We start from the raw sequence: 22,671 nt of genomic DNA on the forward strand, positions 1-22,671 counted from the left end.
TCTTCCTGTCCTGTGACGCGCTCCCGCCCGCCGTGGCGGGAGCGTGCTTCGTGCTGCGCTGGAAGGAGTGTTCCGTGACCGTTTCCGGTACCGCCGCCCCGCCCGCCGCCGTCTCCACCTCCCCCGGGGGCAGCCCCGCGTACGACGGCGGCTCCATCACCGTCCTCGACGGGCTGGACGCGGTGCGCACGCGGCCGGGCATGTACATCGGCTCGACCGGCGAGCGGGGGCTGCACCACCTGGTGTACGAGGTGGTCGACAACGCGGTCGACGAGGCGCTGGCCGGGGTCGCCGACACCATCGAGGTCACGGTCCTCGCCGACGGTGGCCTCCGGGTGACCGACAACGGCCGCGGCATCCCCGTCGACATCGTCCCGTCGGAGGGCAGGCCGGCGCTGGAGGTCGTGATGACGGTCCTGCACGCGGGCGGCAAGTTCGGCGGAGGCGGCTACGCGGTCTCCGGCGGCCTGCACGGGGTCGGCCTGTCCGTGGTCAACGCCCTGTCCTGGAAGGTCAGGGCCGAGGTGTGCAAGGACGGGCACCGCTACGTGCAGGAGTTCAAGGCGGGCAGGCCCGTCGCGCCGCTGGAGCGGCGCGGGGCCACCACGGCGACGGGAACGGCCATCACCTTCTGGGCCGACCCCGACGCGTTCGAGACCACCGACTACTCCTTCGAGACCCTCTCGCGCCGGTTGCGGGAAGTCGCCTTCCTCAACAAGGGCCTGACGGTCACGTTGCGGGACGAGCGACCCGGGTCAGCGACCGAAGCGGTCGCAACGGACGCAAAGGGCTCAACAGGCGCAACGGGCTCGGCCGGCGGCAGTCCGGCCGCGCACGGGGACCGACGCACACCGGCCCGTACGGTGACCTACCGCTACGAGGGCGGCATCGCCGACTTCGTGGCCCACCTCAACTCCCGCAAGGGCGAGACCGTACACCCCGGCGTGATCTCCTTCGAGGCCACCGAACCCGGGCGGACCCTGTCCGCGGAGATCGCGATGCAGTGGAGCACCGGCTACAACGAGAGCCTCCACTCCTTCGCCAACGCCATCCACACACACGGCGGAGGCACCCACGAGGAGGGCTTCCGTACGGCGCTCACCTCGCTGGTCAACAGGTACGCGCGCGACAAGAGGCTGCTGCGCGAGAAGGACGACAACCTCACCGGTGACGACATCCGCGAGGGTCTGACCGCGATCGTCTCGGTCAAGCTGGGCGAGCCGCAGTTCGAGGGCCAGACCAAGGACAGGCTGGGCAGCACCGAGGCCAAGGCCTTCGTACAGCGCGTCACGCACGAGCACCTGTCCGACTGGTTCGACCGCCATCCCGGCGAGGCGGCCGACATCGTCCGGAAGGCGACTGCCGCCGCCACCGCGAGGTCGGCCGCCCGCAGGCCCGGGACCTGACCCGCCGCAAGGGACTGGCGACCGGCACCGCGACGCCCTCGTCGACCACGGCCGGCGCCGGGGCAAGCGGCTGCGCGACGACACCATCCAGCGCTTCAAGGGCCTGGGCGAGATGAACGCCGAGGAGCTGCGCGTCACCACCATGGACGTCGACCACCGCGTGCTCGGCCAGGTCACCCTGGACGACGCCGCCCGGGCCGACGACCTGTTCTCGGTGCTGATGGGTGAGGACGTCGAGGCCCGGCGCTCCTTCATCCAGCGCAATGCCAAGGACGTCCGCTTCCTCGACATCTGAGTCGGTCCGGGGCGGATCGGGACTCGGTTCGCGCGGTCCCCGGACGGTGAAGAGCGTGGCCCGGACGGGTGTTCGCGCGTCGCCGCTGACCCCGTGCGGTCAAACCGGCCCGGCGGAAGGGGTGGCCCGCTAGCGTGGAGGCGGATGGGCACCCGGTGCTGGGAGGGGTCGTGGCGACGACGGTGGTGGGGTTCCGGATGGGCTGCGATGTGCGGGCCCGGCAGATCACCGTGCTGGTCTCCCATTCCGGTGTCCTGTACCGGTCCAACGGCCCCTACGGGAAGGAGGCCGCGCTCGGGAAGCCGGAGCTCTCGCCCGCGCTGTTCGGGCCGCCCTCGCCCGTGGGACGCGAGCACCCGCTGGCCAGGCCCATCGCCTCGCTGCGGAAGTACCACGCCCAGTGTCTGGAGAACGGCTACACCCGGGTGCTCATCCCGCCCGGCGTCGCCGTGCTCGACGTGGACGAGCGGCTGGACGTACCGGTCCCGGCGCCGGACCGGCCGCGGTTGCCGCACCGGGAGCTGGCCGAGGCGTTCGTGGGTGAGGCGCCGTGCGCGGAGCAGTCCCTGGAGGATGCGATCCGGGCCTTCCGGACCCTGCTCGGTCTGCCGAACCGGTCCCTGCCGGTGCAGGGCGGCGGGGGCGCCACCGGCGGCGCCCCGCTTCCCCCGCGCGCCCAGGCCATGGCGCGCATGCTCGAGAACGGGCAGGTGCTGTCGTCACCGCGCGGGCTGGGGGTGGGCTGGACGGTGAGCGGTGACAGCGTCCGGCTGCACGTCGGACGCACCGGCCAGTACCTCAACCGGGCTGCCGCAGCCGAGCTTCACGCGGCGCTCACCGCCTGGTTGTCCATCGGCCGGCCCTGACCTCGACCCGGCCCGGACCCTGCCCCGGCCCGGACCCTGACCGGGCCGGTGTGCCGTCACAGGGTGAGCGCGTCCTCCGCGGTCGTCATCCACGGGGTCACCGAGTTCTTGTCGGGAGAGACGTACAGGCCGGGGGTGGAGGCCTTGAGCGGCGTCTGCTTCAGGTCCGACTGGGTGCTCATGGTCATCGAGATCGAGTCGACGGTCTTGCCCTTGCCGTCCTTGACCCCGCCCATCAGCCCGGCGTAGGCGGACTCGCCCGGAGCGATCTTGAACGCGTCCTCGATGCCGGGGGCCTCGCCCCGCTCCGTGGCCTGCCCGTCCAGGTCTCCGAAGGTCACGATGGGGAAGTCCAGCACCCGGCACGGCTTGGTGCTCTTGTTCGTGACCTTCAGCAGGTAGCCGCTGTGGGTGGCGCTGGCGAGGCTTGCGGTGAACGTCACGTCGAAGGTGCTGCACGGGAAGACGCCGTAGTCGGGGTCCTTCGGGCCGCCGCCGGGCGGGGTCTTGGTCGGGGAGGCCGCCGGGATGCCCGGCTTCGAGGGCTTGGGCGGCGTCGGCAGCTTGGTGGGAGTCGTGGGCAGGGCGCTCGGAGTCGCGGACTTCGTCGGGCTCGCGGTCGGCGTGCCGCTCCCGCCCGCCGCCTCGTCCTCTCCGGGTCCGCAGGCGGTCAGGAGGGCGAGGGCGGATGCGGCGGCGAGGGCGACGGCTGCTCTGCGTACGGTGCTCATGGTGTGGGTACCCCCGGCTGTGAAGTGCGAAGTTCGCTGGGCTGACGAACACCAGCGTCCCGCCGAACCTTCACAGGTTGGTGACGGTGTGTTGCCGAGTCGACCACGATCGTCCCCACGGCGGTGCTCGTGGTGCCGGTCGTACCCGTGGGACTCGTGGTGTGGGTGGCGGCAGTGGCCATCAGGGCCTTCCACCAGGACGAATCGGGCAGGCCGAAGTGCTCCGCCGCGCGACATGCCGAAGGGACAGGGGTGGTGGCCTGTGGTCGGACCGGACCCCGGTCCGGTCCGGTCAGACCGGCTGGGTGCGGAAGCGGCGGCGGTAGGCCGCCGGTGTGGTGGCGAGCTGCCGCCGGAACGCCCGGTGCAGGGTCTCCACCGAGCCGAGTCCGGATACGGACGCGACCTGATCGAGCGGCGAGTCGGTGGTCTCCAGGAGTCGTCTCGCCGCCTCGACCCGGGCCGCTTCGACGTAGGCTGCGGGGCTGATGCCGGTCTCCTGTTTGAAGACCCGCGCGAAGTGCCGTTCGCTCAGGCACATCCGGGAGGCCAGGGCCTCCGCGGACAGGTCCTCGTCGAGGTGGTCGGCGATCCAGGTCCTCAGTGCGTCGATGTCACGCCGGTTGGCCGCGGGACGGCTCAGCGGTACGGAGAACTGGCTCTGGCCACCCTGCCGCTTGAGGTACATCACCAGTTGCCGGGCCACCGACAACGCGGTCTCCTCCCCCAGGTCCACGGCCACCAGGGCCAGGGCGAGGTCCAGGCAGGCGCTGATCCCCGCCCCGGTCCAGAGCCGTCCCCGGTCGGCGCGGACGAAGATCGGGTCCGGGTCGACCGTGACCTCGGGGTGTTCGGCGGTGAGCTGGGCGGCGGTCGACCAGTGGGTGGTGGCCGTCTTCCCGTCCAGCAGTCCCGCCGCGGCCAGCAGGTGCGCGCCCACGCACACCGACGCGACGCGCCGGGCGTGCGGGGCTGTCGCCTTCACCCACTCCACGACGGCGCTGTCGACGCGGGCCACGACACCGTCGCCGACGACGTCGACGGCGCCCGGCACCAGGAGGGTGTCCACCTGTTCGCCGACCTCCTCGAAGGCCAGGTCGGCATGCAGGCGCACCCCGGCGAACGTCCGGACCGGCCCGGCGGCCGGCCCGGCGAGCCGGACCTCGTAACGCTCGCCCGCGGTCACCCGGTTGGCCAGCGCGAAGACCTCGGCCGGACCGGTGACATCGAGGAGGTCGACGTCGGGGAAGACCGCGATGACGACCCGGTGCGGAGGAGGAGTGGGCATGCACCCACCCTCGCCGCCGCCGTCCATGGCCGCAATGACGGTTCCCTGTCACATCCGGACACCGCGGTACGCCGTCCGCGCGGTCGCACCGTCCCTCATGGACCGGCTCACCGGTCCCCCGTGGGCTTCAGCTCCTTGGTGAAGTGGAAGGCCACGATGTCGAAGCGCTCACGCAGGTAGAAGCGGTGGGCGCCGGTGCGGTGGGTGCCGGAGTCGAGGTTGAGCTCGTGGCAGCCGGCCGCGCGGGCGTGCGCCTCCAGATGGCCGATGAGCGCGTGGCCGACGCCGGTGGAGCGGGCCGAGTCCGCGGTCACCAGGTCGTCGACGTAGAGCTTGCGCAGGGAGCTGGTGTTGTCGATGATCCGCCAGCCGGCCGCGCCGACGCAGGCGCCGTCGTCCGCGTACGCGGCGGTGAAGCGCAGGCCCTGGGCGCGGCCGCGCTCGTACACCTCCAGGAAGAGTTCGGGGGTGAGGTGGGGGCGCAGTTCGCGCAGGACCGGAAGGAGTTCGCTGACCAGGCGCGGGTCGCCGGGCTCGAGGTCGATGATCTTCATGCCAGGACGATATCCGTACCGGATGCCGAACCGTCCCCTCGGATGGGCGGGCGCTGCCGGTAGGCTCGCGCGTCGTCGGACCGGCGGTCACCGTCGTCGTCACCGGTCCGGTGGGCCGGGCCTGACGGCACGTGGTCCCCGGTGGTCCTCCCGAGAGCGGAGCATGGTGATGACGGCCCACGAGTTCGGCTACCGGGTCCTGCCGGGCGTGGCACTGGAGACCCCGGGGATCGAGGAGGTCCTGCGGCGGCGTGAGCGCGGTCTGAGGTGGGGCGCGTGGGCCGTGGCCGTCGAGGTGCTGCTGCTCGTGGTCGTGCCCGTGCTCAGCGGTCCCGCGTCGGTGTCCGCCCTGCTGGTGTTCGCGGGGCTGGGTCCCGTCACGGTGGTGACGGTGGGGCTGCTGTTGTTGTGGCGCCGGGCGCGAAGCAGGGAGCGGCGCGTGGTGGCCACGTACGGGTGGCAGGTGTGGCCCTGCCGGCCCCGGCAGGTACGGGTGATCGCCGCGGAGGGGCAGCGGGCGCAGGGGCGTCGGTGGGGAACGCAGGGCCAGGTCGTGCTGTTGCGGCCGGACGGTCAGAGCCACTGCTCGTTCCCGCCCCCGTGGGAGGGGTGGGACGGGCCGAAGGTGCCGCGCCCGGCGGAATCCCCGGAGGAGGTGTGGTTCGCCGGTGACGCCCGGTTCGGTGGGATGCTCGCCCTTCCGGGGGGTCTCCCGTTCCGGTACGTCCTGCGGTCCGCGCCGGGCCGGAACCGGGCTTCGGCGGCCGAGGACGAGGCGGCGCGGCGGGCCGGGCTGATGCCTCGGAACTGGCAGCCGCGTTCCTGACGGACGGCCCGGACCGGCCCGGAGAGCCGGTCGGTTCCTCGGACGGGCGGCGGATACGGCGATGTGCCCTGCCCGCCGCTGTGGAGGTGGCAGCATGCGGTGTCATGGCAGACGACCAGAGCAGTGTGTTCGAGGCCGGGCAGACGGCACTCGTCATCAACGTTCCGGAGGCCGAACCGGCCGTGCGCGGATGGCGTGAGCGCCTGGATCCCGCCGCTCGGGCCGGGGTTCCGGCACACGTCACCGTGGTCTATCCGTTCCTCGACGAGAGCCGCGTCGACGAAGGCCTCTGCGCGGCCCTCACCGACGTGTTCGGCCGCCATCCCGAGTTCGACCTGCGGTTCGCGCGGTGCGGACGGTTCCCGGGCGTGCTGTACCTCGTTCCCGAGCCCGACGGGCCGTTCCGGCGGCTCACCGAAGCGGTCGTCGGGCGGTGGCCCGAGGCTCCGCCGTACGGCGGGAAGTTCGCCGAGGTGGTGCCGCATCTGACCGTCGTCCAGGTAGAGGACGACACGGTCCTCGACGAGATCGAGGGCGCCGTCCTCGGACGGCTTCCCTTCACCTCGCGGGTCTCGTCGGTCGACCTCATGGTGTACGACGGCGTGAAGTGGCAGGAGCGGGCGTCGTTCGCGCTCCGGCCCGCAGCGGAATGAAGCCGTTCGGTCCCTCCCCGGGGGCGATCAGCCCGGCGCGCCGTCCTTGCGCATCAGCAGGCGGCCGTGCCGGAAGCGCTCCGTGTCCTGCGGAGCCCGCACCATCCGGCCGACCTCGGTGAAGCCCGCCGCGGCGGCCAGACCGGCGAGGCCGTCGACGGGCCACCGGTAGGCCGTCACCACCTTGTGGTCGAAGGCCGTGACCGGATCGCCCTCCGACTCGAAGAAGCCGAGCAGGAGATGGCCGCCCGGCGCGAGGACGCGGTGGAACTCGGCGAAGTACGCGGGCAGCTCCCGCGGTGGGGTGTGGATGACCGAATACCAGGAGAGGATGCCCCGGAGCGTGCCGTCGGCCAGGTCCAGGGCGTCCATGGAGCCGACCTCGAACCGCAGGTCCGGGTGGGCCTCGCGGGCGAGGCCGATCATCACGGGTGACAGGTCGAGGCCGAAGGCGTCCAGCCCCAGGTCCCGCAGGTGCGCGGTGGTCGCGCCCGGACCGCATCCCAGCTCGGCGACGGGTCCCGGCCCGGTGCCGCGCACGAGTTCGGCGAACGCGGCGAGGAACGCCCGGTCCAGCGGGAGGGCGTCGAGCGCGTCGCGGAAGAGTGCGGCGTAGCGGACGGCGACGGCGTCGTAGGCAGCGGCGGTCGCGGCGAGGTACGGGGAGGGTCCGGTCACGAGCGACAACCCTAATCCCGCGCCCGCGCGTTCAGGAGTCCCGCGCAGGACGCGGGGGTTGATGCGGTTGAGGCACCTGCGGCGCCCGGGGGGCGGCTGCGGTTCGAGTCGTTCTCCGGGTGCTGCCGGGTGTACGCCCGGCTGACCTGCTGCGGGAGGGGCTCGGCGGGGCCGGCACGGGACACGGCAGCACCGACGTCGACGTGAACGCCGCGCGCGGCGGGCCACGTGGCGGGCTCAGGTGCCGGGGGCTTCGCCGATCGGGCGGATCACCACGGGGTATTCGGGGGAGCCGGACGGTACCGGGCACTGGGTGATCCGGGCGGCGATCTCGGTGACCCGTTCGAGGCTGGAGCATTCCAGCAGCCAGTAGCCGGCCGGCTGGACGTCCGTGGCGGCGTAGGGGCGGTCGGTGACGACCGGGTTGGTGCCGGGTGATCCGGTGACGAAGCGGGCATCGGCGGGCGGGCCGAAGCCCTGCGCGTCGAGGAGCTCGCCCGAGGCCGCGAGTTCGTTGTTGAGCGCGCCCATGAAGTTGACCATGGCGAGCACGTCCTCGCGGCTCCACCGGGGCGAGCCCGGCGTTTCCGTCCCCTCCATGGCGTCGTAGTCCATCTCCGTCGCCTGGACCGTCACGAAGTATTTCACCGGCCCAGCGAAGCAGCTCACCGTCCCCGGCGGTGCGGTGGCGGGCCGGTGTGCCCGCGATTTCCCCCGCGCGGGCGGAAAACCGGTTGCTCCGGGCAGGGGCGGTGACGAACGATCGGCCGTTGTGAGCAAGACCCGCACCCGCATGGCCTCGATCCTGCCCGACACCTCCCCCTGGCGTTCCAGCCGCGATTTCCGGCTGCTCTTCTACCAGGGCACGGTGACCTTCTTCGGCAGCTTCATGGCGATGATCGCGCTGCCGCTGCAGATCAAGGACCTGACCGGGTCGCCGCTCGCCGTCGGTGCGATGGGGGCGGTCGAGCTGGTGCCGCTCGTGGTCTTCGGCCTCTACGGAGGCGCGCTCGCCGATGCCGTGGACCGGCGGCGGCTGATCCTCTGGTCCGAGGCGGGCCTGGGCCTGCTGGCCCTGGTGCTGCTGGTGAACGCGCTGCTGCCGGAGCCGCTGTTGTGGCCGCTGTACGTGGTGGCGGCCGGCGTGTCGGCGCTGTCCGGGTTGCAGCGTCCCGCGCTGGACTCACTGACCGCCCGGATCGTGCCGCACGACCAGCTGACGGCGGCGGCCGCGCTCGGCTCGCTCCGCTATCAGATCGGCGCGATCGCCGGTCCGGCGCTGGCCGGCCTGGTCGTGGCCTACGCGGGCCACGCCCCCGCGTACGCGGTGACGGTGGCCGGGTTCACGGTGTCGGTGCTGCTGTGCGCCCGGCTGAGTCCGGCTCCGCCGGCCCGGGACGCCGAGCGGCCCTCGCTGCGCGGGATCGCGGAGGGCGCCCGGTACGCGTGGAGCCGGCCGGTGCTGCTGGGCACGTACGCGATCGACCTGGCGGCGATGTTCTTCGCCTTCCCGAACGCGATCTTCCCCTTCCTCGCCGACGAGCTGGACGCGCCGTGGGCGCTCGGGCTGATGTACGCGGCCGGGTCGGTGGGCTCGCTGGTGGTCGGGCTGACCAGCGGCTGGACCTCCCGGGTGCACCGGCACGGGCTGCTGGTCGCCGGCGGGGCGACCGTGTGGGGTCTGGCCGTGGCCACCGCGGGCTGGTTCACGAACGTGTGGCTGGTGCTGGTGTGCCTGGCGGCGGCCGGGGCCGGGGACATGCTGAGCGGGCTGGGCCGTTCCACGATCTGGAACCAGACCATCCCGGAGGGGCTGCGCGGGCGGCTGGCCGGCATCGAGGTGCTGTCGTACAGCGTGGGGCCGCAGCTCGGGCAGGTGCGGGCGGGCTGGTCGGCCGGCTGGACCGGTACCCGTACCGCCTTCTGGAGCGGTGGTCTGGCATGTGTGGCATCGGTGGCACTGCTGGCGGCGCTGCTGCCCGCGTTGCTCGCGTACGACGCGCGCACCGATCCGGACGCCCGCCGCCGGGCGGCGCAGGCCGCCGGCCGGGGGACCGCTCCGACGGCGGCCTGAGGTTCCTCCCGTCCGGCACGCCTCCGCCCTCAGGAGCGCCACTGCTCCGGCCCGGCCCCGTCCGCGGCGACCGTCGGGGCCGGGCCCAGGGTGGTGGTGCCGATGGCCGCGCGGTGGCCGAGGCCGGTGCGGTACGCGTCGAGGGCGGCTTCGGTCCGGCCCGTACGGCGCAGCAGGTCGCCCAGGAGCCGGCACAGGTCGGCGAGGTCTCCGGTCGCGCCACTGCGTTCCAGCAGGGCCAGGGCGCGTACGTAGTGTTCCTCGGCGGCTTCGGTCTCGCCGCGTTCCTCGGCGATGAGGCCGAGCAGCCGGTGGGCGCCGCCGGCGTGCACGGCGCCGCGGTGGTCGGCCAGACCCTGGTGGCCGTCCGGGTCCTGGTGGCTGTGCGGGTCCTGGTGGCTGTGCGGGTCCTGGTGGCCGTCCGGGTCCTGGTGGCCGGGCCGGCCTTGGGGGCCGTCCGGGCCGAGCAGGGCCGACAGCAGTTCGGCGGCCTCCCCGTGGCGGCCCAGGCGGCGCAGTACGTCGGCGAGTTCGACCTCGACCTGTGCGGTGTAGAGCGTGGCGCGGCGGGTGGCGAGCATCGCGCGGGCGGTGCGCAGCTCCTCCTCGGCGGCCTGCAGGTCGCCGCACTGGGCTTTCACATAGCCGCGCATCCAGTGGCAGTGCGCGAGGTCGGTCGCCAGCTGGAGCTGCCGGTACACGGCCTGGGCCTTGGCCAGTGAGGCGTCGGCGTCGGCGGTGCGTCCCTCGGCGAGGAAGGTGCGGGCGACCTGCCGGTGCATGCCGGCGATCAGGACGGGGTCGGTGACCCGGGGAGCCAGGGAGAGGGCGGTCTCGGCGGCGTGGGCGGCGCGCGCGTGGGCGCCCATGTCGATGTACGGGCCGATGACCGCGGCGTAGAGCAGGACGAGTGCCTCGGGGTCGGCGAGGCCGCCGGTGCCGAGTTCGTCGATGGCGGATTCGAGGAGGTAGCAGGCGTAGCGCAGTTCCCCGGCGAGGAGGTGGGCGACGGCGCGGCCCCGGATGGCGCGGGCACGGCGCGGCAGCGGTTCCCCGGCCTGCAGGGATTCCGCGGCGGCGAAGTGTGCCCGGGCGTCGGCCAGGTCGCCGGTCTCCAGCGCGCAGTCGCCGAGGCCGAGCAGTGCTTCGGCCTGTTCGGCGGGCAGGTCGAGGTGCCGGGCGTCGGTGAGCAGGCACCGGTAGTGGACGGCGGCCTCGTCGGCGGCGCCGGTGGCCAGGGTCCGCTGGGCGTCGGTGAGGGCGAGCCGGAGTTCGGTGGCGAGGTGGGCGGGGCGGCCGGTGGCGAGTTCCTCGTATGTGGTGCCGAGGCGGGTGGCGAGGAAGCGCAGCGCCGTTTCGGACGGGCGCACGCGGCCGGATTCGAGGGTGGAGATGTAGGCGGCCGTGTAGGAGGGCTCGGCGAGCCGGCGCTGGGTCAGGCCGGCTTCGGTGCGGAGCCGTTGTACTCGTCTGCCGATCTCGGCCGGTTCGTCCATGCCGCACCCCCTGGTCGGTCAACTCCCTTGGTTTTCAAGGGGACACGATCATTGCGCATCCCCTCCGGCACCCCCTAGTTTAAGCGACCGGTTCAATCTGCTTAAGCGAGTGGTTAATTACCGTATCCGGGAGGATGCCGTGCGCTCTGCCCTGCGCAGTTCACTGCTGTCGGCGGGGGTGGCCGCGGCCGTCGTCGCCGCGCTCGGCGCCGTACCGGGCACGGCGTCCGCCGTACCGGGCGGCCCGTCGTCCGTGCCGGGCGCGGCGGTCTCTGACCCCGGACCGCGCCCGCTGGTGGAGGTGGAGATACCGGGCCCCGAAGACGGGGTGACGGCCGGATCGGGGCACGCCTCCGTGCCGTCCGAGGGCCGGGGCGCACCCGCCGGGCGCCGCCTTTCGGAACCGGAGGCCCAGGCGGACGGCGCGATCGCCAAGATGATCGACAACGGCCCGTCCGCCGACCGCTTGGACGTGGTCGTGATCGGTGACGGGTACGCGGCGGACGAACTGGGACGGTTCCACGCCGACGCCCGGGCGAAGTGGGGCGAGCTGGCGGCCGTCCAGCCGTACACGACGTACCAGGGGCTGTTCAACGTGTGGACGGTCGACGCGGTCTCGCGGGAGTCCGGGGTCAGCGGTGATCCGGGCCGGGACGTGGTGCGGGACACCGCCCTCGGGTCCTCCTTCTGGTGCGGGGACATCGAGCGGCTGCTCTGCGTCGACCAGGAGAAGACCGACGGGTACGTGGCGCTGGTGCCCGATGCCGATCTGGTCCTGGTGCTGGCGAACAGCTCCAAGTACGGCGGGGCGGGCTACAACGAGCCCAGCAAGACGCTCGGTTACGACGGCATCGCCACGGCATCGGCGCGCAACGCGAAATCCGGACAGGTCGCGGTGCACGAGACGGGGCATTCCCTGGGGTGGCTGGCCGACGAATACTTCTACCCGGGCGTTCCGGACTACGAGCGGTACACCGGTCCCGAGCCGGCCGAGCCGAACGTGTCCGGGATGGACGCCGACGCGATGGCGGCGCGCGGGGAGAAGTGGCACCGGTGGCTGGGCGAGGCCTCCCCGGACGGCGGCTCCGTCGGCGCGTACGAGGGCGGCGGCTACTACGTGAAGGGGCTGTACCGGCCGACGGAGGGCTCGCTGATGCGGGTACTGGACCGGCCGTTCAACCTGCCCGGCGTCGAGGCCATGATCGCCGGGTTCTACCGGCACGCGCGACCGGTCACCGCGCTCACTCCCACCGGGCGCACGCTGCGCGCCCACCAGTCGGCGGAGATCTCGGTACCCCGGCTGACCGGAGCGGAGGCGCGACAGCTGTCCGTCCGCTGGTACCTGGACGGGCGGGAACTGCGGTTCCTCGAGGGGCGGAAGCGGGTGTGGGTGGGCGAGCTGGGGCTGCCGCTGCTCGACTTCCGTACGCACCGCCTGTCGGTGCGGGCGGAGGACCGGACGGGCTCGGTACGGGACCCGGAGGTCGCGCGGACCATGGCGGCGACGGTCGAGTGGAAGGTCCGGCTGTAGGGCCTGGCGGCGGGCTTCGGGGGTGCGACTGCCCCGCGCGTCCCGCGCGAATCCCGTGCCAATCCCGTGCGAATCCCGTGTGACCCGCCCGGCCGGAATTTCGGCCCGGTGGCCGGGGTTGGTAGCGGTCATGACGATCGAGACTGGCACTGATACTGGCACTGGCACTGACCCGCGGCCCGGCACGGGCTCGGACCGTTCGTTCCTCTTCCTCCTCGGCAGTTCCCGGCCCGACGGCAATACGGAGACCCTCGCGCGGACGGCGGCCGAGCAGCTCCCCGCCGGTGTTCGGCAGCGGTGGGTGGACCTCAGCCGGCTGCCGCTGCCGGACTTCCAGGACGGACGGCACGAGTCCGAGGGGTGGCCGGTCAGCGAGAACGAGGAAGAGCTGCGGCAGGCGACCCTGGACGCCACCGACATCGTCCTCGCATCGCCCCTGTACTGGTACACCCTGTCCGCGAACACCAAGCGCTACCTGGACTACTGGTCGGGCTGGCTCGCGGTGCCGGGGCTGGACTTCAAGGCGCGGATGGCGGGGCGGACGCTGTGGGGGGTGACCGTCATGGCGCACGAGGAGGAGGTCGTCGCGGACGGCCTGGTGACCACCCTGACCCACACGGCTGCGTACATGCGGATGCGGTTCGGGGGTGTGCTGTTCGGCAACGGGTCCCGGCCGGGCCAGGTCCGGGACGACGAGCGGGCCGCCCTCCGCGCCAAGACCTTCTTCCAGCAGGATGCCCCGCCCGCCTTCTTCCCGTACGAGGAGCAGGCCGCGGACCGGTAGGGCGAGCGGGGCGCCGCCACCGCCTGCCTAGGGGCGCTCCATGAGCCTCTTGAGGGTGGCCAGGTCGGTGCGTACGGCGGTCGCGTCGTGTTCGAAGTCCTCCTCGGTGGTGCCGGGGCGCCGGCGGAGGGTGAAGACCACCTCGCAGCCCGCCCCGGTGGCGTCGGGGAGGACGCGCATCGGATTGTGGACGGTCTCACCGGTGGGGAGGGTGACGTGGTGGTCGAGTACGCCGAACTCGTTGCGCGGGGCGAAGGCGACCACCACGCGGCCCGGGAGGGCCTCGTCGGCGATCCACCGGCCGTCGACGTACTCGACGGTCCTGCCGAGGCCGTGGGCCCACTGCGGGAGGTTGGCCGGGTCCGAGGCGAAGGCGTAGACCTCGTCGGCGGGGCGGTCGATGTGCGAGGTGATGTGGCGAGTGGGTGATCCGCCCGCTCCGGGGGTTTCCATGGGGGCGACGGTAGTTCGTCACCGGGCCCGCGGTCTTGAACGAATCGGCCGGATCGGCCGGTGGTCGTTCCGAGTCATGGCCTCGCCCCGGCCGCGCGTGGGTAGCCGGTGATCCCGGGTTCCGGAGGGTCCCCGACCTGTTGGACGGGTTCACCGTTCCGGGGATCCCTCGGTCCGGGGGGTAAGCGGATCAGCGGACGCCGCGGTGCTCGTAGACGGTGAGGGCCAGGGCCTTCATCGCTGCCTCCGCGAGAGTGGAGTCCGCTCCGTGGTCGATGGCTTCCAGCGCTTCGGCCGCCGAGACGCGCACCGGGCGGGGCAGGCCGTCGTAGGCGGAGATCCGGTAGGCGATGGTGCGGCGGGCGGCCCGCTCCTCGTCGGACACCCCGTCGGGGGTGAGGGGGAAGACCGCGGCCTGGTAGGTGGCGATGCTCAGGACGACCGCGTCGGCGATGCCCTCCGCGTAGCCATCGGCCCGGGAGGCCTCTCCGGCCGCCTTGCCTGCCGCTCCTCCGGAGGTTCCTCCGGCGTTTCCTCCGGCCGCTGCGCCGGCCCCGGGCCCCCCGGGCGGATGGTCCGGCCCGAGGTGGGCGATCACCTGGCGGCGGGCCAGGTACGCTCCGAGGCCCGCGCCCAGGGCGGCCGCGCCGCCGGCGAGCACGGCCGTGAGCCACCCGCCCAGGATCAGGCCGACCAGGGCTCCGCCCAGCGCCCCGCACATCACCAGCACGCCGGTGATGATCAGATGGACCCGGTTGCCGAGCGTGAAAGCCATACCCTGCAGTATGCACAGCGCCCCGTACGCCCCGTACGCCCGGACGGAGCATCCGGGCCTGCGGGCCTCCGTGCGGGGATCTTGAATGGCCGTATGGCAGCCAAGCCGGACGGAGAGCCCAAGAACCTGCTGCGCGCCGCGCTGGCGGAGCCGAGCCGGCTGCCCGAACTGCTGGCCGGCTTCGGTCTGCGGTTCTCCGGACCCCGCGCCGCACGCAACGTGGCCCGGCTGCGGGCCCGGCACCCGGACGCGGACCCCGCCACGCTCGGCGCGGAGGTGGTCGCCCACGGCATGCGGCGGACGGTGGCCGAGGGCGCCTTCGTGGGCGGCCCCTTCCTGGTGTTCATCCCGGTGGCGTTCTGCGCGGCGCTGCTCAGCCAGGCTCAGATCATGCTGGAGCTGGCGGCGGTCGGGGGACACGATCCGACCGCTCCCGAGCGGGCCGCCGAACTCCTGGTACTGCAGGGGGTGCACCCGGACACGGCGACGGCGGCGAAGGCCCTGGAGGCCGGTCCGTCTCCCGCCGTCACCGGGGCCTCCAAGAAGCGGCACAGGCGGCTGTCGGTGCTGACCGCGCTCACGGTCCGGATGGCCAAGCTGCTGGGGCTGGTGACCCCCGATCAGGCGACCACGGTCACCTGGCGGACCCGGCTCGCCCGGCTGGGATCGTGGGTGCTGCTGGGCGTGGTGCTGGTGGTGGGGATGGTGGCGCCGCTGGTCTGGATCCCGTACATGGCGGTGTCCTACCGGAAGGCCACCGCCCGTCTGATGCCGCGGGTCATCGCCTTCTACCTCGACGACGTCCCGCTGCCGCCTCGGCGGCGCGGCCCGTCCCGGCTCGACCCGGGGTCGCTGGCGGGAGCACTGCGGGCCCTGTCCTCCGTGCTGGTGCCGCTGAGCGTGGTGCTCGTGGTCCTGTTGGCCGACCTGCGGCTGTTCGGAAGCTCCTGGCCGGTGCTGGGCATCGCCCTGGTGGCGGTCTCCATCGGAGCGGGTGTGCTGTGGCACCTGCACCGACGGCGCCACCACCGTGACGAGGCCGCAGACGAAGACGGGAACGGAGACGGGGCGGGAAACCCGGCCGGGGCCTCCTGACCCCGCTCCCCACACCCGGTCACGATGCCGACCGGCCAACCCGATCGTCCGGCCACTGACGGTCCTCCGCAAGAAGCCGCTCGTACGCGTTCGGCTCTCGTCCCGAACCGTCTTGTTCCTCCCTGCCCCGCTCCACAAGCACCCCCCGCAACACGGCCTTGCCCGAACTGGGTCCAGTATTCCTCCGGACGCTCCAGCCCTCCATGCCGTTGCCCGTCAGATATTCGTTTGCCGTCGGCCGGGCCGGGCGGATAGGAAGCGTGCATGCTCAGAGGCGGCAAGGTTGGGCTCAGGGCCCGGTATGAGGACGACATCCCGATCCTGCGGGCAGAGCTCTACGACGACGTGGTCAACTCCTCGCGGGCCGAGAGCGGGCCGTGGCGGCCGATCACGCCCGGGTCGAAGGATCCGCGGCTCGTGACGGACGACAACGACCCGGGAAGCGTCAAGTTCTCCGTGGTGGAGCTGGAGGCCGGCACGCTGGTCGGCTCCGCGACCCTGTGGGGCATCGACGACCACAACCGGTCCGCGCACATCGGGCTGGGGCTGCTGCCGTCCTCCCGTGGCAAGGGCTACGGCACGGACGTGGTCGCGGTGCTGTGCCACTACGGTTTCGTCGTGCGCGGTCTGCAACGGCTGCAGATCGAGACGCTGGCGGACAACGCGGCGATGCTGCGCTCCGCCGAGCGCAACGGCTTCGTCCGCGAGGGCGTGCTGCGCTCCTCGGCCTGGGTGATGGGCGAGTTCCTGGACGAGGTGCTGCTCGGGCTGCTCGTCCGGGACTGGAAGCCGGAATCAATGGTCTAGGCCGCCGCAGCCGGGTGTGGACACGCGGGTGAATCAGCCCCGGAGCGGCTCCTCGTAGTCATACACTCGGAGATGAGATACGCCTCCCGGGTCTCCCGCCGAGTGTGTGTTTTCGGTTGGCCGGCGCCCTTGCCACCCGCCTCGGCGGAAGTGGGCGCCGGCCGTTTGCACTCACTCGCCCGGGAACGGACCTTTTGCGCGGACCATGTGCGCGGACCATGTGCCGGGCGGCTTCACGGCAGTCCCGGGTCCGGGGAGGGCTCGCCGGAGAGGCGGACCGTGCTGAGGATCTTCATGACCACTTCGTCGGTGACGGCGCCCGGTACGCCGGTGCGGCCGTAGAAGTCCCAGGCGACGAAGTCGCCTTTGGAGTTCTTGAAGCCGAAGGCGATGGCCCGGCCGTCGCCGGCGCACTTGTGGCTCCGCTCGACGCCCTCGGAGCGGGCCTTCACATAGCTGCCCCGCACACCCGACCTGGTGGTGTACGGGACCGGGTCGTCCCACTTCACCGCCGATTTGTCCGGCTGGGCGTAGGCGCCGTAGACCCAGGCCCTCGCGGTCTCGCGGGCGACGTCGTCGGTGTCCGTGCCGCCGTCGGCCCCCTTGCTGCCCGCGGAGGCGAGCGGGAAGTCGGTGATCATGCCGTCCCCGTCGGAGTCGACGCTGCACCACTTGGACTTGTGGAACGCGGGCGCGGTGTGCCCGGCGATCACCTTCTTCGGATCGGTGCGGTCCTCGTAGCCGCTGAACACGGTGGATGCGGCGACCTCCCAGTCCGGCGGGACGTCGAAGGCCGTGCCGTGCCGCGGGTTGACCACGGTCTTCCAGCCCGCGATCGACGGCTCGGGCGGGCCGACGGCGGACCCGGTGGGGGTGGTGGGAGGGGTGGAAGTGGTGCCGCCCGATGCCCGGTCGCCGCGTCCGTCGTGGCCGAGGACCACCGCGGTGGTGACCGCGGCCGCGATGAGCACCGCCGCCGCGGAGCACACCGCCACCAGCCTGGTCCGCTTCCTGTCCTCTTGCCTCGGGGGCGGCGGGCCGAAGGAACCGGGCACCGGCTGACGGTAGGGGTCGGGGCCGTACGGGTGCGGGGGCTGGTGTTCCGTCATGACTGCCTGCCGAACGAGAGGAGGGCGTGGTCCACCTTCTTCGGCTCGGGGCCGTTCACCCTGCCCTTGAGCAGGAAGATCCGGCCCTCCGACCAGGCGACCCGCACGTGGAAGGGGTAGAAGACGGACTCGGCGCCGGTCGCGGCCGCCGGGCTCTGCAGCACCACCTGCGGGGCGCCGCCGGTGACCGGGAGCGTGGCGACCGCTCCTGCTGCGCCCGTGGAGGGGGTGACGTAGACGGTGATCCTGCCGTCGGCGACGGCCAGCGGCCACATGGCACGGCCCTGGGGGGCGGCCGCGCGCCACTTCTCCCGGCCGGTGTTCAGGTCGACGGCCACGACCTCGTCGGTGGTGTCGATGCCGAGCTCCCTGCCCGGTTTGCCGGCCGCGAGGTAGAGCGTGTCGGCGTCGGCCACGGCGGCGTTGCAGTAGTGCAGGCCGTAGGTCCCGTCGCCCCAGCCGTTGCACCGGCTGGTCACCCCGAACTTCGGCTCGGTGCGTGAGCGGACCTTGCCGTCGGGGGTGTACGCCGTGATGCTCCAGACCTTGCTCCCGCTGTGGTAGGCGGCGACCACCAGGGGGTCCACGGACAGGGCCCGCCCGACGGTCCAGCCCTTCTCGTACGAGTGGCTCCACTTGGGTGCGCCGGTCAGCGGGTCGGCTTCCTGGAGCATCGCGTTCAGCGAGCCGGCGTCGCCCGGGTCGGGGCAGCCCCGCAGGACGAGCAGTCTGGGGCCTCCGCCGACGCCGGTGGGGAAGCAGTTGCCGGTCTTCGAGGTGCCGAACAGCTTCCTGCCGTCGGTGACGGAGAAGCCGCTGATCACGGCCGAGCGGACCACGGCGACGGTGTCCCCGGAGACGGCGAGCTGGAACTCGAGCGCGCGGTCGAAGGCGTTCTCGGGCGGCACCTCGGTCTTCCAGCCCGTTCGGCCGGTGGTGAGGTCGATCTGCTGGAGGTGCGTGCAGTGGGCGCCCTTGGAGGTGCTCGCCAGGACTCCGACGACCAGTTTCCCGTCCGCCGCCGGTGCCTGCGGGGCTCCGCAGACCGGGGTGTCCAGGGAGACCTTCCACTTCTCCTTGCCGTCGGTGACCGTGTGGGCGACGACCTCCCGGTACATCACCCGGACCACCGTGTCGCCGACCCGCCACGGGCCGTACTGGGTGACGCCGGAGCCGGGCAGCTCGGTCCGGTTGTCGACCACCCAGACCGGGGCCTCACCCTGCTCGATGCCCGCGTTGGGGTCGTAGGTCTCCGGGCCGCCGCCGGGGCCGCTGCCGTCGCCCTTGTCGACCGACGGCGTGGCGGAGGGCATGGCCGGATCCGATCCCCGGGCGGCGGGCCCACCGGGTGCGTCACGGCTGTCGTCGCCTCCGCCGGCCACGGTGGCGTAGACACCGCCACCGATGAGGAGGACGGCCGCGGCGACCGCCGCGATCAGCACGGCGGGCCTGCGGGCCCGTGGGCGGCCGGACCGCCCGGGGTCGAACGCCGGGGGCGGCGGCCCGAATCCCGGCACCACGTGCCCTCGCCCCGAGGGGTACCGCTGTTCACCTGAGTCGCGACCGGTCATGGGGGAAGTGTGGCCCGGGGAAGGGCCCGTCTGGAACGTTTTTTTAGACCTTCTCTCTAGTTTCCGGCGCGGCGTCGAGGCCCGTCGACGGATACCGCACACAGCCCGGACGGCGTTGTCAGTGGTCGCCCCTATGTTCGTTCGTGTTCCGCCGGTGCGGCACTGAAGTGCTGTTTTGTGCATGGGAGATGGTGCGTTGTCAGTTTGGGAGAGGTCGAGCACGGCACGGGTGACGGTGCCCGCGCGGCCGCGCAAGCTCGCCAAGGTTCCGTTCGTCGAACTGGCCGACGGGCGTCTACAGGGTGTGGTGTCCAGCGGCTCGGACATCGGCCGGGTCTACGTCTCGTCCGTCGCGGCGGGTACGTACGCCTTCGCGTGCAGCACCAACAACAACCGGCCCTGCGGCGGGGCTCGGGGATCCTTCTGCAACCACATCCGGGCTCTGGTCACCGAGGCGGTGCTGCAGTACGGGGCCGGGCGCGTCGCCCGCTACCTGAAGGCGGAGCCGGCGGACGGGGAGCCGAGCGCGGCGGGCATCACGGCCGATATGACGGCCGCGCGGCCGTCGCAGGCGGACAGGACGGCCGCGGCGCAGGTCTTCAGCCGGTTCCTGCGGCACCTGGCCTATCTGGAACTGGCCCCGTCCACGGTGCCGTTGCCGGAGATGCAGTGGTTCCCACCGACCCGGGCAGTGACGATGGGGGTTCCTCGGCGCGGGCTCGACGTGAGCGCGGGGGCGGACGTGAGGATGGCGGCCGGTCCGGTGGAGGGGCTCGACGAGGCGCTGGCAGCCGTCGACGGTTTCGACCGGGCGCTCGTGGCCGGGCTCCTGCGGCCGCGGGCCGAGGAGGCGGCGGGCCTGACCGGGCTCGCCGACGCCGTCGCCGGGACGCCGCTGGCCGAGCGGGTGGCCGAGGCGGCCGGGAAGGCTGCCGCCGGAGCCGCGGGCGAGGACCACTTCGTGGCGCTCGCCGCCGCCCGTACGGCGCTGCTGGGCTCCGTCCACGACGCACTGACGGCCCGGGTCGCGGAGACGACCGGACGGTCCGCCGGGGCGGCGGAGGCACCCGCCGCGCCCGCGCCCGGGGCCGGGGCCGGGGTGAACGTGCTGGTCGCCGCCCGGTCCTGGCTGTCCGACCTGGCGCGCCGCGGATGGCGGGGCATCGACCACGAGGTGGTGTCCGGGGCGGCTCCGGTGGTGTCCGCGATGCTGCCGGATCCGTCGCTGCGGCGCCTCGCGATGCTGCTCGACGGTTTCGCGGCCGAGCTCGCCGCGTCCTGCCCCGGGGCGTCCCTGGAGCGGGTGCCGGTACGCCGCTGGGCCGACCTGTGGTCGCGGGCGGTGCTGCTGACCCTGCCCGGGGCCGCGGAAGCGGCCGCCACCGGGACGGCCACCGGCCGCCTGCTGCCCCTCGGTGTCGACCTACAGGAGCATCCGACCGGCGCGCAGGCCCAGGTCCATGCCGTGTTCGAGCCCGCGGACGGTTCCGCGCCCCGTCTGGTGCGGGCCGCGGTGTCGGTGCCGAAACCGGACACCGTCGTCGGGGCGGGCGTCTGGCAGCTGCTCCGCCCGCACATGTCGCTGCTGGCTGCCGTCGGCGAGGGGCGTTCGATGGAGCTCACCGGTATGCCGGTCACCGCCGAGGGCGACCTGATCTGGAGCGATGAGCACGCCCGTCAGGGCGAGCCCGCCGACGCGTTCGCCACGGCCCGGGTCGCGCTGCCCCGAGCCGCCGATGCCGCGGCCGCGCCGCTGGACCGGCATCCGGCACGGATGGCCGTGCCCGTCTTCCTGGAGGGGTACGCGGTCGAGCCGGCCGCGGACGGCGGCGGGACCGGGAGCACGGACGGGGAGGGCGGCGGGGACGGCGAGGACGGCGGCGGGGACGCCCTCGTGTTCACCGTGGCCGGCCGTCCGCTGGCGGTGGACACCGACCGGATTCCGGTCGCCGGTCCGCTCACACCGGCGGGGGTCGCGGCCTCCGGCGCGTGCATCGGGCTGCTCCGCTGGGACGCCGGGGCCTTCCACGTCCAGCCGCTGGCGGTGGAGGCGACCGTACGGAAGAAGCCGGTCGCGGTGCACGCGGGCGGATGGGCCGGGGGCACGGCCGACAAGGCCGGTGTGCGGGCCGAGAAGGCCGCCACCGACGCCGTGGCCGTGCTGCGGGAGCGGGCGGGAAGGCTGCTGCGGAAATGACGGAGACACAGAACGCGCCCGGTCCCGGGCAGACGGACCCGGCGGCAACGGGAGGGCGGGTGCACCCGGAGGCTCTGGCCGACCCCCAGGACAACCGGCGGCAGGTGCTGTACTGGCGGCTCCTGGCCCGCCTCTTCGACCACGAGGAGCAGGCCGCGCTGGAATCGGCCAGCCTCGCGGTCGTCGAGGACATCGGCCTGCCGACCGCGCTGCTGGACCCGAACGCCTCGGTGGACTCGGTGGTGCAGCGGCATCCGGAGCTGGCCGCGGAGTTCGACGGACTGATGGCGCCCGCAGCGGAGGAGGACGGCGCCCGTGACCGGTCCGCCGAGGTGCGCCGCGCCGCCCTGGTCTCCAAAGTGCTGCTCAACGTCTACGCCTCCGGTTCCGGCACGGTCTCCGCCGGACAGCTGGCCCGCTGGCAGTCCGACGCGGGCTGGCTGGAGCGGGCGCTCGGCTGCCGGCCGGGCGACCTCCGCGGCGGACCGGGAGCGGGGCGCGCCGCGGGGCGCGGTGCCGGCCCCACCGGCAACGGCGGACCGGGCACCACCCCCGACCTCAGCCGCCTCATCCCGGCGATCGGCCCCGAACTCGGCGCGATCGAGGCCGACCTGGTCAAGCGGATGCACCTGCGGGAGGTGCTCGCCGACCCCGGGCTCGCGGCGCGGCTCACCCCGAGCATGTCGCTGATCGAGCAGCTGCTGCGGGACAAGGACAACCTGTCCGGGGTGGCCCTGGCCAATGCCAAGGCGCTGATCCGCCGCTTCGTCGACGAGGTCGCGGACGTGCTGCGCACCCAGGTGGAGAAGGCCACCGTGGGACAGCTGGACCGGTCGGTGCCGCCCAAGCGGGTGTTCCGCAACCTCGACCTCGACCGCACGATCTGGAAGAACCTCACCAACTGGAGTCCGGAGGAGGAGCGGTTGTACGTCGACCGCCTCTACTACCGGCACACCGTCCGCAAGACCACGCCCCAGCGGCTGATCGTCGTCGTGGACCAGTCGGGCTCGATGGTCGACTCGATGGTGAACTGCACCATCCTGGCGTCGATCTTCGCCGGGCTGCCGAAGGTGGACGTGCACCTGATCGCGTACGACACCCAGGCGCTCGACCTCACGCCCTGGGTCCACGACCCGTTCGAGACCCTGTTGCGCACCAAGCTGGGCGGCGGCACCGACGGGACGGTCGCCATGGCCCTGGCCCAGCCGAAGATCGCCGAGCCGCGCAACACGGTGGTCGTGTGGATCTCCGACTTCTACGAATGGCAGTCCGAGAAGCTGTTCGAGAGCATGGCGGCCGTCCACCGCTCCGGGGCCAGGTTCATCCCCGTCGGGTCGGTCACCAGCTCCGGCCGCGGCAGCGTCAACCCGTGGTTCCGGGAGCGCTTCAAGGACCTCGGTGCACCGGTGCTCTCCGGGCACATCCGCAAGCTCGTCCACGAGCTCAAGGCCTTCCTGGCCTAGCACTTTCGCAGGAGGTCCT

At 73.0% G+C, this 22,671-nt stretch carries 20 protein-coding genes and 2 pseudogenes; 12 read left to right on the top strand and 10 right to left on the bottom strand.

Going from position 1 to position 22,671, the window contains the following annotated elements:
• Nucleotides 1–74 precede the first annotated feature (74 nt).
• Nucleotides 75–1,701, top strand: a pseudogene (locus tag AC067U_RS26565) (ATP-binding protein).
• 170 nt (nucleotides 1,702–1,871) lie between these two features.
• Nucleotides 1,872–2,567, top strand: coding sequence for a hypothetical protein (locus tag AC067U_RS26570; protein WP_478832285.1), 696 nt, complete (start codon nucleotides 1,872–1,874; stop codon nucleotides 2,565–2,567).
• 56 nt (nucleotides 2,568–2,623) lie between these two features.
• On the opposite strand, the gene AC067U_RS26575 is transcribed toward AC067U_RS26570, so the two are convergent.
• The 3 genes from AC067U_RS26575 to AC067U_RS26585 form a co-directional block, all read right to left on the bottom strand.
• Nucleotides 2,624–3,298 carry a DUF4232 domain-containing protein gene (locus AC067U_RS26575; RefSeq protein ID WP_478832286.1) on the bottom strand — a complete coding sequence of 225 codons (675 nt, stop codon included), beginning with the start codon at nucleotides 3,296–3,298 and terminating at the stop codon, nucleotides 2,624–2,626.
• A gap of 292 nt (nucleotides 3,299–3,590) precedes the next feature.
• Complete coding sequence (locus tag AC067U_RS26580; RefSeq protein WP_478832287.1) at nucleotides 3,591–4,586, bottom strand: GlxA family transcriptional regulator; 996 nt, start codon at nucleotides 4,584–4,586, stop codon at nucleotides 3,591–3,593.
• 107 nt (nucleotides 4,587–4,693) lie between these two features.
• Nucleotides 4,694–5,140, bottom strand: coding sequence for a GNAT family N-acetyltransferase (locus tag AC067U_RS26585; RefSeq protein WP_478832288.1), 447 nt, complete (start codon nucleotides 5,138–5,140; stop codon nucleotides 4,694–4,696).
• Between the two features lie 169 nt (nucleotides 5,141–5,309).
• On the opposite strand from AC067U_RS26585, the gene AC067U_RS26590 reads away from it, so the two are divergent.
• Complete coding sequence (locus tag AC067U_RS26590; RefSeq protein WP_478832289.1) at nucleotides 5,310–5,966, top strand: hypothetical protein; 657 nt, start codon at nucleotides 5,310–5,312, stop codon at nucleotides 5,964–5,966.
• Between the two features lie 104 nt (nucleotides 5,967–6,070).
• The gene (locus AC067U_RS26595; RefSeq protein ID WP_478832290.1) at nucleotides 6,071–6,619 is read left to right on the top strand and encodes a 2'-5' RNA ligase family protein; all 549 of its coding nucleotides are present in this window, start codon (nucleotides 6,071–6,073) and stop codon (nucleotides 6,617–6,619) included.
• Between the two features lie 27 nt (nucleotides 6,620–6,646).
• On the opposite strand, the gene AC067U_RS26600 is transcribed toward AC067U_RS26595, so the two are convergent.
• Together AC067U_RS26600 and AC067U_RS26605 are read right to left on the bottom strand one after the other, a co-directional pair.
• Nucleotides 6,647–7,297 (bottom strand): class I SAM-dependent methyltransferase, encoded by a 651-nt coding sequence (locus AC067U_RS26600; protein ID WP_478832291.1) that lies wholly within the window; start codon nucleotides 7,295–7,297, stop codon nucleotides 6,647–6,649.
• Between the two features lie 237 nt (nucleotides 7,298–7,534).
• Nucleotides 7,535–7,945 (bottom strand): YciI family protein, encoded by a 411-nt coding sequence (locus AC067U_RS26605; RefSeq protein ID WP_478832292.1) that lies wholly within the window; start codon nucleotides 7,943–7,945, stop codon nucleotides 7,535–7,537.
• A 145-nt stretch (nucleotides 7,946–8,090) separates the two neighbouring features.
• On the opposite strand from AC067U_RS26605, the gene AC067U_RS26610 reads away from it, so the two are divergent.
• A complete protein-coding gene (locus AC067U_RS26610; protein ID WP_478832412.1) occupies nucleotides 8,091–9,371 on the top strand; it encodes an MFS transporter in 1,281 nt (426 codons plus the stop codon).
• Between the two features lie 29 nt (nucleotides 9,372–9,400).
• On the opposite strand, the gene AC067U_RS26615 is transcribed toward AC067U_RS26610, so the two are convergent.
• The gene (locus AC067U_RS26615; RefSeq protein WP_478832293.1) at nucleotides 9,401–10,867 is read right to left on the bottom strand and encodes a helix-turn-helix domain-containing protein; all 1,467 of its coding nucleotides are present in this window, start codon (nucleotides 10,865–10,867) and stop codon (nucleotides 9,401–9,403) included.
• Between the two features lie 139 nt (nucleotides 10,868–11,006).
• On the opposite strand from AC067U_RS26615, the gene AC067U_RS26620 reads away from it, so the two are divergent.
• Together AC067U_RS26620 and AC067U_RS26625 are read left to right on the top strand one after the other, a co-directional pair.
• Nucleotides 11,007–12,398: a M64 family metallopeptidase gene (locus tag AC067U_RS26620; protein WP_478832294.1), complete on the top strand. Its 1,392-nt coding sequence runs from the start codon at nucleotides 11,007–11,009 to the stop codon at nucleotides 12,396–12,398.
• A gap of 130 nt (nucleotides 12,399–12,528) precedes the next feature.
• The gene (locus tag AC067U_RS26625) at nucleotides 12,529–13,182 is read left to right on the top strand and encodes a flavodoxin family protein (protein WP_478832295.1); all 654 of its coding nucleotides are present in this window, start codon (nucleotides 12,529–12,531) and stop codon (nucleotides 13,180–13,182) included.
• 27 nt (nucleotides 13,183–13,209) lie between these two features.
• Here AC067U_RS26625 and AC067U_RS26630 read toward each other — a convergent pair whose 3' ends face one another.
• Together AC067U_RS26630 and AC067U_RS26635 are read right to left on the bottom strand one after the other, a co-directional pair.
• Nucleotides 13,210–13,635, bottom strand: a complete 426-nt coding sequence (locus AC067U_RS26630; RefSeq protein WP_478832296.1) for an SRPBCC family protein — start codon at nucleotides 13,633–13,635, stop codon at nucleotides 13,210–13,212.
• 190 nt (nucleotides 13,636–13,825) lie between these two features.
• Entirely contained in the window at nucleotides 13,826–14,410 is a 585-nt protein-coding gene (locus AC067U_RS26635) for a hypothetical protein (RefSeq protein ID WP_478832297.1), read from the bottom strand.
• Nucleotides 14,411–14,503: 93 nt separating this feature from the next.
• On the opposite strand from AC067U_RS26635, the gene AC067U_RS26640 reads away from it, so the two are divergent.
• Nucleotides 14,504–15,505, top strand: coding sequence for a hypothetical protein (locus AC067U_RS26640; protein WP_478832298.1), 1,002 nt, complete (start codon nucleotides 14,504–14,506; stop codon nucleotides 15,503–15,505).
• 264 nt (nucleotides 15,506–15,769) lie between these two features.
• Nucleotides 15,770–16,312 carry a GNAT family N-acetyltransferase gene (locus AC067U_RS26645; RefSeq protein WP_478832299.1) on the top strand — a complete coding sequence of 181 codons (543 nt, stop codon included), beginning with the start codon at nucleotides 15,770–15,772 and terminating at the stop codon, nucleotides 16,310–16,312.
• A 233-nt stretch (nucleotides 16,313–16,545) separates the two neighbouring features.
• Here the strand turns inward: AC067U_RS26645 and AC067U_RS26650 are convergent, their stop codons facing one another.
• Together AC067U_RS26650 and AC067U_RS26655 are read right to left on the bottom strand one after the other, a co-directional pair.
• Nucleotides 16,546–17,421, bottom strand: coding sequence for a DUF8017 domain-containing protein (locus AC067U_RS26650; protein WP_478832300.1), 876 nt, complete (start codon nucleotides 17,419–17,421; stop codon nucleotides 16,546–16,548).
• Complete coding sequence (locus AC067U_RS26655; protein WP_478832301.1) at nucleotides 17,418–18,992, bottom strand: outer membrane protein assembly factor BamB family protein; 1,575 nt, start codon at nucleotides 18,990–18,992, stop codon at nucleotides 17,418–17,420. The genes AC067U_RS26650 and AC067U_RS26655 overlap by 4 nt, the downstream gene beginning before the upstream one ends.
• Before the next feature lie 181 nt (nucleotides 18,993–19,173).
• Here AC067U_RS26655 and AC067U_RS26660 point away from each other — a divergent pair.
• The 3 genes and pseudogenes from AC067U_RS26660 to AC067U_RS26670 all read left to right on the top strand — a co-directional run.
• Nucleotides 19,174–19,686 (top strand): annotated as a pseudogene (locus AC067U_RS26660) (hypothetical protein); the annotation flags it as partial.
• Nucleotides 19,687–19,740: 54 nt separating this feature from the next.
• Nucleotides 19,741–21,189, top strand: a complete 1,449-nt coding sequence (locus tag AC067U_RS26665; RefSeq protein ID WP_478832413.1) for a hypothetical protein — start codon at nucleotides 19,741–19,743, stop codon at nucleotides 21,187–21,189.
• Nucleotides 21,186–22,652: a vWA domain-containing protein gene (locus AC067U_RS26670; RefSeq protein ID WP_478832302.1), complete on the top strand. Its 1,467-nt coding sequence runs from the start codon at nucleotides 21,186–21,188 to the stop codon at nucleotides 22,650–22,652. The genes AC067U_RS26665 and AC067U_RS26670 overlap by 4 nt, the downstream gene beginning before the upstream one ends.
• Nucleotides 22,653–22,671: the final 19 nt, after the last annotated feature.

The sequence above is a fragment of the Streptomyces sp. NPDC043853 genome, assembly GCF_056436025.1.

Bases quoted from the DNA above. Each gene is read 5' to 3' on its own strand.
- AC067U_RS26585 (WP_478832288.1), bottom strand. From the start codon at position 5,140: ATGAAGATCATCGACCTCGAGCCCGGCGACCCGCGCCTGGTCAGCGAA.
- AC067U_RS26635 (WP_478832297.1), bottom strand. From the start codon at position 14,410: ATGGCTTTCACGCTCGGCAACCGGGTCCATCTGATCATCACCGGCGTG.
- AC067U_RS26575 (WP_478832286.1), bottom strand. From the start codon at position 3,298: ATGAGCACCGTACGCAGAGCAGCCGTCGCCCTCGCCGCCGCATCCGCC.
- AC067U_RS26670 (WP_478832302.1), top strand. From the start codon at position 21,186: ATGACGGAGACACAGAACGCGCCCGGTCCCGGGCAGACGGACCCGGCG.
- AC067U_RS26645 (WP_478832299.1), top strand. From the start codon at position 15,770: ATGCTCAGAGGCGGCAAGGTTGGGCTCAGGGCCCGGTATGAGGACGAC.
- AC067U_RS26610 (WP_478832412.1), top strand. From the start codon at position 8,091: ATGGCCTCGATCCTGCCCGACACCTCCCCCTGGCGTTCCAGCCGCGAT.
- AC067U_RS26580 (WP_478832287.1), bottom strand. From the start codon at position 4,586: ATGCCCACTCCTCCTCCGCACCGGGTCGTCATCGCGGTCTTCCCCGAC.
- AC067U_RS26590 (WP_478832289.1), top strand. From the start codon at position 5,310: ATGACGGCCCACGAGTTCGGCTACCGGGTCCTGCCGGGCGTGGCACTG.
- AC067U_RS26630 (WP_478832296.1), bottom strand. From the start codon at position 13,635: ATGGAAACCCCCGGAGCGGGCGGATCACCCACTCGCCACATCACCTCG.
- AC067U_RS26665 (WP_478832413.1), top strand. From the start codon at position 19,741: ATGGCGGCCGGTCCGGTGGAGGGGCTCGACGAGGCGCTGGCAGCCGTC.
- AC067U_RS26640 (WP_478832298.1), top strand. From the start codon at position 14,504: ATGGCAGCCAAGCCGGACGGAGAGCCCAAGAACCTGCTGCGCGCCGCG.
- AC067U_RS26625 (WP_478832295.1), top strand. From the start codon at position 12,529: ATGACGATCGAGACTGGCACTGATACTGGCACTGGCACTGACCCGCGG.
- AC067U_RS26595 (WP_478832290.1), top strand. From the start codon at position 6,071: ATGGCAGACGACCAGAGCAGTGTGTTCGAGGCCGGGCAGACGGCACTC.
- AC067U_RS26650 (WP_478832300.1), bottom strand. From the start codon at position 17,421: ATGACGGAACACCAGCCCCCGCACCCGTACGGCCCCGACCCCTACCGT.
- AC067U_RS26615 (WP_478832293.1), bottom strand. From the start codon at position 10,867: ATGGACGAACCGGCCGAGATCGGCAGACGAGTACAACGGCTCCGCACC.
- AC067U_RS26655 (WP_478832301.1), bottom strand. From the start codon at position 18,992: ATGACCGGTCGCGACTCAGGTGAACAGCGGTACCCCTCGGGGCGAGGG.